General features: G+C 60.7%; 4 protein-coding genes. 2 read left to right on the top strand and 2 right to left on the bottom strand.

The window, feature by feature from the left end:
- The first annotated feature begins 145 nt into the window (after nucleotides 1-145).
- Nucleotides 146-1,108: an alpha/beta hydrolase gene (locus B0E42_RS01280; protein WP_077505348.1), complete on the top strand. Its 963-nt coding sequence runs from the start codon at nucleotides 146-148 to the stop codon at nucleotides 1,106-1,108.
- A gap of 269 nt (nucleotides 1,109-1,377) precedes the next feature.
- Here B0E42_RS01280 and B0E42_RS01275 read toward each other — a convergent pair whose 3' ends face one another.
- Nucleotides 1,378-3,813, bottom strand: a complete 2,436-nt coding sequence (locus B0E42_RS01275) for a TonB-dependent siderophore receptor (protein ID WP_077505346.1) — start codon at nucleotides 3,811-3,813, stop codon at nucleotides 1,378-1,380.
- A 103-nt stretch (nucleotides 3,814-3,916) separates the two neighbouring features.
- Nucleotides 3,917-5,566, bottom strand: a complete 1,650-nt coding sequence (locus tag B0E42_RS01270; protein WP_077505344.1) for a cyclic peptide export ABC transporter — start codon at nucleotides 5,564-5,566, stop codon at nucleotides 3,917-3,919.
- A 540-nt stretch (nucleotides 5,567-6,106) separates the two neighbouring features.
- Between B0E42_RS01270 and B0E42_RS01265 the strand changes: the two genes are divergently transcribed.
- Entirely contained in the window at nucleotides 6,107-8,584 is a 2,478-nt protein-coding gene (locus B0E42_RS01265; RefSeq protein WP_077505342.1) for a TonB-dependent receptor, read from the top strand.
- Nucleotides 8,585-8,859 lie beyond the last annotated feature (275 nt).

Below are 8,859 nucleotides of genomic sequence, written 5' to 3'. Positions count from 1 at the left end.
GAGCTGACGAGTGCAACGAGGCTGCGATCTTTCCGCTGGCGCTTGAGTCCCAAGCAAAAGTCAAAAGATCGCAGCCTTCGGCAGCTCCTACAGGGCGTCATCGGGCTGCCCGGTACTGTTTTTTTTTTCATAAGGAACCCCTGCGATGTCTCTGCATCCGGAACTCAATGCCTTCCTCGACCTGGCCGAAGAAAGCCAGGCCGAGGGTCCCGGGCCGTTTTACCTGTCGACGCCGGCCCAGGCCCGTGAGGCGTTCGAGCGCACCACGGTACAATTGCGCTGGAACGCTCCGGCGGATGTGCAGTGCGCCGCGCACTCATTCACGACCCGTGACGGCGCGACGCTGGCGCTGCGGCTGTACCGTCCCGCCACGGCTTCGACCCAGGCGCTGCCGGTGCTGGTGTACTTTCACGGCGGTGGTTATGTGGTCGGCAGCCTGGACTCCCACGACGGCGTCTGCCGCGAATTCTGTGCCCGGACACCCTGCGCGGTGTTGTCGGTGGGCTATCGCCTGGCCCCGGAACACACCTTCCCGACCCCGCTGAACGACGGCGCCGACGCCCTCGACTGGCTGGCCCGAAAGGCAGGCGCCGAAGGCCTGGACCTGAGCCGCGTGGCGTTCGGCGGCGACAGCGTCGGCGCGACCCTGGCGACGGTGCTGGCGCTGCAATCGGCCTTGGAACCCGCCTTGCTGGCGGTCAAGCCGTGCTTTCAATTGCTCTGCTACCCGGTGACCGATGCGTCCACCAGCAGCCCGTCCACCGAGTTGTTCGGCGAAGGTTATCTGCTGGAGAGCGAAACCCTCGAGTGGTTCTACCGGCACTACGCCAATGAGCCCACCGATCGCCTGGACTGGCGTTTCTCGCCCCTGCTGGCGCCCGGTTACCCAGGCCTGGCTCCGGCCCTGATCGCCCTGGCCGGCCATGACCCGCTGCTCGACGAAGGCCGCGCCTACGCCCGGCGTTTGCAGGCGCAGGGGGTGAGCGTGGAACTGATCGAATACACCGGCCTGATCCACGACTACCTGCGCTTGCAGAGCGTGGTGCCGGAGATTGACGAGGTGTATGGGCAGTTGAGCCAGGTGCTGCGGATTGCACTGACCGCCTGAGGGCCCACCATTCCCTGTGGGGGTGGTCTCAGGATGTGCACACGCCACAGCCCTCCCACAGTTGTGTTTGGGTGGTCTGAGGATTTGCATACGCCACAAATCCCTTGTGGGAGCGAGCCTGCTCGCGAAAGCGGTGGGGCAGCCGGCATCTGAAGTGACTGAAACACCGCATCGCGAACAGGCTCGCTCCCACAGGGTATTGCCCATGTACCGTATTGGTAGGCACAAAAAAACCGGGCCAGGCCCGGTTTTTTTGTGTGCGGTGTTGCTTAGAAATCGTAGGTCACGTCCAGCGAGGCCACGCGTTCCTGGCCGTAGTAGCAGCCGAACGAGTAGTTGCAGTTGGACACGTATTCGCGGTCGAAGACGTTCTGCACGTTCAGGCTGGTGGTGACGCCACGCAGGCTCGAGGTGGCCTTGCCCATGTCATAGCTGATGGTGGTGTCGAACACGGTGTAGGCTGGGACGTCGAACGAGTTGGCCGCGTCGCCCGGCTTGCGGCCGGTGTGGCGGGCGCCTGCGCCGAAGGTCAAGCCATTGAGGGTGGCCTGGGTGAAGTGGTAGTTGGCCCACAGTGTGGCGGAGAACGGCGCCTGTTGCTCGCTGCGGTTGTCCTCGTTGCCGTAGTTGTCCTTGGTGTAGAACGAGTCGAGGTAAGTGGCGGCGGCCATGACTTCGATGTTGTCGACGGTGGATTTGACTTCCAGCTCGACACCCCGTGAACGTACCTGGCCCGACTGGATCGAATTCTGGGGATCGGCAGGGTCGCCGGTGACCAGGTTCTTCTGTTTGATCTGGAACACCGAGGCGGTAATCATCGTTTTGTCGAACGGCTGGTACTTCACACCCACTTCATATTGTTCACCCTCGGTCGGCTTGAAGGCATTGCCGCTAGCGTCCGTGCCCGTGGTCGGCAGGAAGGATTCCGAGTAGCTGATGTAGGGCGCCAGGCCGAAATCGGTGACATAGGTCAGGCCGATCCGGCCGGTGAACTTGTTGTCACGCAGTGAGGAAACAGTACCTGCCAGCAGGTCCTTGTTGTCCACTTCGGCCCAGTCCTGGCGGCCACCCACGGTCAGGATCCACTTGTCCAGCTTGATCTGGTCTTGCAGGTAGACGCCGGTCTGGCGAACGGTGTTGTCCCATTGGGTGTCCAGCGTCGGGGTCACGTCGCTGGTGTCGTAGTTGTTGTTATTGCCGTACAGGTCGATTGGCGCACCTGTGATGTTGTAACCCTTGTATTTACGGTTGAAATGGCGATAGTCCACGCCCGCCAGGGTGGTGTGCTCGAGGGCGCCGGTGTTGAATTTGTATTCCAGGTTGTTATCGACGGTGTAGGCGGTGTTGTGCTGCTGCCAGTCGAGTTTGTTGCGAGTGGCCTGGGTCTGGTCATTCCCAACGAAACCACGCAGGTAGAAGCCCCGATACTGGTCACGCACATCGGTGTAACGAGCCGTGGAGCGGAACGTCAGGTCATCGGTGAGGTTGTGGCTGAAGTCGTAGCCGAGAACGAACTGCTCACGCTTGTAGTCGTTCCACCGCGTGTCGCCGGAAAAAAAGTCCCGGTCGATCCGCTGGCCGTTGGGGCCGCGCTTCAGGGAGCCGATCATCGGCAGGGCTTGATAGTCCTCCAGGCCGTCGTCGCGCTGGATCTGCGCCAGCACCGTCAACGAAGTGTCTTCGTTGGGTGCCCAGGTCAGGCTTGGCGCCAGCAGCATGCGTTCGCTGTGGGTGTGATCGACTTGTTGGTTGCCTTTTTTCGCCACGCCGATGACGCGGTAGCTGAATTCCTTTTGATCGTCGATTGGGCCGCTGGTGTCGAACGCGCCGTTGACCCGGTCGTAGCTGCCCGCGCCCAGTTTGATCTGGCTGCGCTGTTCAGTGGTCGGTCGCTTGGAGACCATGTTGATCAAGCCGCCGGGCTGGTTCTGTCCGTACAGCACCGATGAGGGGCCTTTGAGCACTTCGATGCGCTCCAGGGTATACGGATCGATTTGCGGCGCGCCGCCCAGGCTGCCGGCATAGGGCAGGTAGGCACCGTCGAGGTACAGCTGTGTCGGCGCGAACCCGCGGCTGGTGATTTCATCGGCGATGGTGTTGCGGTCGGTGAAGCCGCTGGTGTCCAGGCCCGGCGTGTAGCGCAAGGCCTGGGTCAGGTTGCGTGCGCCCTGGACGGCGATCTGGTCGGCGGTGACCACGTTGATGGTCTGCGGGATCTCCAGGATCGGTGTGTCGGTCTTGGTGCCGGTGGCGCTGCGGGTGGCGACGTAGCCGTCCACCGGGCCGTAGGCCGATTCCGCAGATTTACCGGTGATGGTGGTGGCGCCCAGTTCCAGCGAATCCCCCGCCGTCCTGGCGCGCACGCTGGCCGTGTTGCCCTGGATAGTGAACATGACGCCGGTCCCCACCAGCATCTGCGACAACGCTTGCGCCGGCGACAACCGGCCACTGACCGGCTGGCTGCGCAGGCCCTGGACATCATCGGCGCTGTAGAGCACTTGCATGTTCGTTTGATTGCTCAACGCCTGCAGGGCACTCGCCAGCGACTGCGCCGCAATGTTCAGATCGACTTCCTGTGCCTGGACCTGCGCGCTGAACGGCATGGCCAGTGCCAGGCTGAACGCGGTGGCGCTGAAGCCTGGTTGCAACAGGCGGCGCATGATCAGTGCCTTGGTAAAACGTGGAATCCCCGGAGTTGCTGGCATGTGTTTCACTCTTGCAGGTTTTAGTTTTAATAGGGTGTAGTTGTGATCAATTCTTAATTAGGACGCACCACCCCAGAAAAACCAGAATGAGAATCGTGATTATTTACGCGGGTTGCAGTTCGGTGATGACGCGGCCGGCTTCCATGCGCACCAATTGGTCGGCCACGTCGAAGTAACGATCGTCGTGGGAAATCACGATGATGGTCTTGCCCAGGCGCTTGAGATCCGGCAGCAACTCCGTGTAGAAAATCCGCCGGAAGGTCGGGTCCTGGTCGGCGGCCCATTCGTCGAAGACCAGCACCGGACGCTCTTCCAGCCATGCATTGACCAGCGCCAGGCGCTTGCGCTGGCCGGTGGACAGGTCGGTGGTGGTGAAGGCGCCGTCGCGCACGCTGACCTTGTGGGCGATCTCCAGGCGTTGCAGGTATTGGTTGGCGTCGTCCGGGATATGGGTGTCGCCCTGGACGATGTCGTCGAACAGGTAGTAGTCGGCAAAAATCGTCGTGAACAACTGGCGATAGTCATCGCGGGTCACGGCCGTCACGGCGTGGTCGTTGAGACGGATTTCCCCTTGCTGCGGCGCGTAGAGGCCCAACAGCAGCTTGATCAGCGTGGTCTTGCCACAGCCGTTTTCACCGACGATGAAGACGATGTCGCCCTGGTTGATCTTCAGGTTCACCGGCCCCAGGCGGAACGGCGTGGCGCCTTCCACCGCCGGGAAGCTGTAGGCCACATTGCTCAGTTCCAGCGTCTGCACCGGCGTTTTCGGCTGGCCCTGGTCGTTGAGTAGCAAGTGCGGTTCCGGGGATGAAAACTGTTCCGACAATTCGGCGATGCGGCGGAAGGCGATCTGCGCACGACTGACGATGGGCAGGGTGCCGATCAGGTGTTCCAGCGGGCCTTTCATGTACAGCAACACCAGCACGAAACCGCTCATCACCGCTTTGTCGGCGCTCGGCCACAGCGACTGCAGGGCCAGGGCCAGGCCGATCACCACGAAGAACAGCATCGAGCCGAAGGTCTTGGCGATCACGAAAATGTTCACCGAGCGGATCTGCGTGTCGCAGATCTTGTTGGCGGTGTGCTCGATGCCCGAGACGAACATGCGGTGCCGACGGGGGCGATGGATGCGCAGCTCCTTGGCGCCTTCGGCGATGGCGTTGTAGTGCTTCTGCAATTCGTCCTCGGAATCGCGAGCCTCCATGAAGCCCTTGATCCCACGACCGCGGGCGATGTACTGCACCACGGTGCCGATGATGATTGCCACGACCATCATCAGGAACATCGGCCACGACAGCATCGCCAGGTAACCCATGCAACCGAGGGTGACGGTCAGGGAAATGGCGAGCGGGGCGAAGGCGAAGGCGAAGTCGCTGATGGTGTCGACGTCGTGGGTCAGCACCGGGATCAGGCGATGGCTGCGGTAGCGTTCGATCTGCTGGATGGGCGCCGACAGGACTTTTTCCCCCAGTTCCTTGCGCAGCTTGGCGATGATCTTCTGGCCGACGTAGTTGGTGCCGATGTCGGAACAGATGGAACTGATCAGGGCCAGCAGGCACAACCCGGCGAACACCCCCACCACGGTGTGGCTCAGCCCGCTTTCGGCATGCAGCACCTTGTTGATGGTCGCCAGCAGCACGGTCACGCTGAGGCCACCGACCATGCCCAGCAGGATGGCGCCGATGACAATCAGCCGGAAGGGTTTGAGCAGGGTGAATAATTCATTGATCACCCCGCGTTTTGGTTGGCTCATGGAGGTTTCCTGCTAGATGAAAGGGCGAACGCCATCGCGGGGCATTCACCGCATGGGCTGGGGACGGCGGCACGCCGGGTTGGAGCGCGCCCACCTGTAGAACGATTGGATGGGAAGAGGATTTAGCGAGGAGCTGCCTGACACACATTATTGTGGCGAGGGAGCTTGCTCCCGCTCGGTTGCGCAGCGACCGCAAAATCTTGGGGCCGCTTCGCCCGAAGCGTCGGACCGGCCCAGCGGGAGCAAGCTCCCTCGCCACAGTTGTGTTCGCAACCCTGGTATTGGCTGTGTACATGGAATCCAGGATTAAAAAGGCCGGCGCCTAACAGAGCCGGCCTTTTTTATCTTTTTCGCGAATGATAAGTAAAGTCATTCCGGTTTTGGCAGATGCTGCGTCCTACTTAGGTATGTGGGCAAATCGGGTCGGCCACGCACTGACACATTGCCCTGAGGCAATCGACCGTTCGGGTTCACAGGTGCTGGCGAGCGGCGGGCCCTTAGGCCCATGGACTTTTACTTCGACCAATAATAGAGAGCACGATGTCATCCATTCATGAGTTGAAACCTCTGTTCAGGGCACTCGTCATGTCCCGCGGCCTGCGCTCGCGGCGGGTGTTGGCCGGTCTGGGGTTGGTCTGCGTACTGCCCCTCAGCGCTCAGGTGATGGCAGAAGACGTCAGCATCAACATTCCTGCGCAACCGCTGCCGCAGGCACTGCAAGCGTTCGGTCAGCAGACCAACCAGCAAGTGATCTACAACGCTGGCGACATGGCCGGGCTGAAAAGCACCCGCGTCAGCGGCACAATGAGCCCGCAGGCGGCCATCGCCGAATTGCTCAAGGGCACAGGCGTGGGCTACAGCCTCGAGGGCAATACCCTGATGCTGATGCGCAGCCCTGCCACGGGAGGCCTTGAGCTGGGTGCGACCACCATCAGTGCACAAGCGTTGGACGCGACAACCGAAGGCAGTCATTCCTACACCAGCAAGGCCGTGACCCTCGGCAAGGGCACCCACACCCTCAAGGAAATTCCCCAGTCGATCACCGTGATGACGCGCAAGCAGATGGATGACCAGAACCTGGTCAGCCTCAAGGACGCCGTCAACCAGACCACCGGCATCGTCGGCCTGCAGGGCGTCGGCCAAGGCATGATCCTGTCGTCACGCGGTTTCCAGATCGACGATTGGCAATACGATGGTGTGCCGATCCTGCGTAACAATTATTCGCTGGGCAACTGGGCGACACAGGACCTGATCTTCTTCGACCGCCTGGAAATCATGCGCGGCGCGGCCGGCCTGCTGCAAGGCACTGGCAGCCTCGGTGGCGCCGTCAACCTGGTGCGCAAGCGTGGCCAGCATGCACCGACCGTTACCCTGACCGGCAAGGCCGGTTCCTGGGATCACTACGGTCTGCAATTGGACGCTGGCGGCCCGCTGAACCAGGCCGGCAACATCCGCGGCCGCGTCGTCATCGATGAAGACCAGAGCAACTCGTTTGTCGACTATGCGTGGAACAAGACCCACTCGCTGTACGGTGCGTTGGACGTCGACCTGAGCGAAGACACCACCCTGGGCTTCGCGGTCAGCCAATCGAATGGCGAATCGCGCGGCAACATCCGTGGCCTGCCACGCTACGCCAACGGTTCGATGCCGGACGTGTCGCGTTCGACCTACACGGGTGCGCGTTGGAACCGTTCGGAAATCGATGTCACCACCTACTACACCGACCTGGAGCATCGGTTCAACGAGGACTGGGCGTTCAAGGTGGGTGCCGTGTACATGACCGAAGATAACCGGGCGAAAAACCAGCGAGTGCAAAGGCTTGGCGGTCTCAACCCTGATGGCAGTGGCGTGCAATATGCCGACTTCGTGACTGATTTCCAGTCCACGAAGTCTGGTCTGGACATGAACCTGACCGGCAAGTTCGAAGCCTTGTCGATGGAACAGGAAGTCATGCTCGGCGGCAACTTCTCGCAGTTGGAGACGGATGATCGCTACGCCCGAACATTCAACAATACCAGCGACTTCATCTTCGATCTGAACAATGATCGTCCGGACATCAGCTACGAGAGCCTGATCAACGCCCCGCTCGGGCGGGGCGTCCTCAGTAAGTACGATATCCGCCAGAAGGGTGTCTACGGCACCTGGCGCGTGAAGCCTATCGATGATCTGACGCTGGTGCTGGGTTCCCGGGTCAGCTGGTATGACTTCAGCTACAAATCGAGAACCGAGGACTCAGCCGGTATTACCCCATACACGGCAAGCACCGGAACTGAAACCGGAGTGGTCACGCCCTACGGCGGTATCATCTATGACCTGAGCCGTGAGTGGGCGGTGTACGCCAGCTACACTGATGTGTTCCAGCCCCAGACCGAGGTCGATACCAGCGGTTCGGTGCTCAAGCCCATCGTTGGCACCAACTACGAAGTCGGCCTCAAGGGTGAGCTGATGGACGGTCGGGTCAATACCTCCCTGGCCATCTTCCGTTACGATCACGAGAACCGTGCTATCGAAGACACCGCCGGAGGGATGGTATGTGAGGGCGGGTATTGCTCGGCTGCCTCGGGGAAAGTGCGCAGCCAGGGTTTCGATGCCGAAATCAGTGGTGAAGTGGTAGACAATCTGCAGTTGTTCGCGGGCTACACCTACAACACCACCAAGTACCTGGAGGAGCCGGGGAAGGAAGGTGTTGTCTTCAGTAGCTGGACGCCGAAACACATGCTGCGGGTGTGGGGTAACTATCAACTGACCGGCGATTGGAGTCGCGTCAGCGCTGGCCTGGGCTTTACCACCCAAAGCCACACACTGGTTTACCAAGAAAAGACCGACATACCGGGTTATACCGTGTGGAATGCCCGTATCGGCTACCAGCTGACGCCGGAAATCGCTTTGGCGCTCAATGCCAACAACCTGTTTGACAAGACGTACATAACGTCCGCTTACAACCAGCTCGATGGCAACAATAACTTCGGTGATCCGCGGAACTTGATGTTCTCGGTGAAGTACACCCCGGAGTTCTGATTCTTGCGGGAATGAAAGAGACCCGCCTTGTGGGTAGTGTTGGTCACTCAAAAACGGTGCTTCTTCAGAAATTGGAAGCGCCGTTTTTTTTGGGGTTTTTTGGGATGGGGGGGTGTGTATATCCGTTGCTGCGGTAACGGCGGCTTAGGGTTCCGCTCTTACAGCGGCTCACTTTTGAGAAGCGCAAAAGTAAGCAAAACGCTATATGCCCCACCACTCGGCACCTCGCTTAGGCTCGGTGTGCCCTCACTCCGGCATTGCTCCGTGGGCCGCCG

The sequence above is a fragment of the Pseudomonas sp. A25(2017) genome (assembly GCF_002001065.1).
Taxonomy (GTDB): domain Bacteria; phylum Pseudomonadota; class Gammaproteobacteria; order Pseudomonadales; family Pseudomonadaceae; genus Aquipseudomonas; species Aquipseudomonas kilonensis.
Note: the sequence above shows the minus strand (reverse complement) of the source record. Positions and strands in the feature narration are given on the sequence as shown.

What these genes read in the sequence shown, in the direction of transcription:
- B0E42_RS01280 (WP_077505348.1), top strand. Translation starts at nt 146, where the DNA reads ATGTCTCTGCATCCGGAACTCAATGCCTTCCTCGACCTGGCCGAAGAA.
- B0E42_RS01275 (WP_077505346.1), bottom strand. Translation starts at nt 3,813, where the DNA reads ATGCCAGCAACTCCGGGGATTCCACGTTTTACCAAGGCACTGATCATG.
- B0E42_RS01270 (WP_077505344.1), bottom strand. Translation starts at nt 5,566, where the DNA reads ATGAGCCAACCAAAACGCGGGGTGATCAATGAATTATTCACCCTGCTC.
- B0E42_RS01265 (WP_077505342.1), top strand. Translation starts at nt 6,107, where the DNA reads ATGTCATCCATTCATGAGTTGAAACCTCTGTTCAGGGCACTCGTCATG.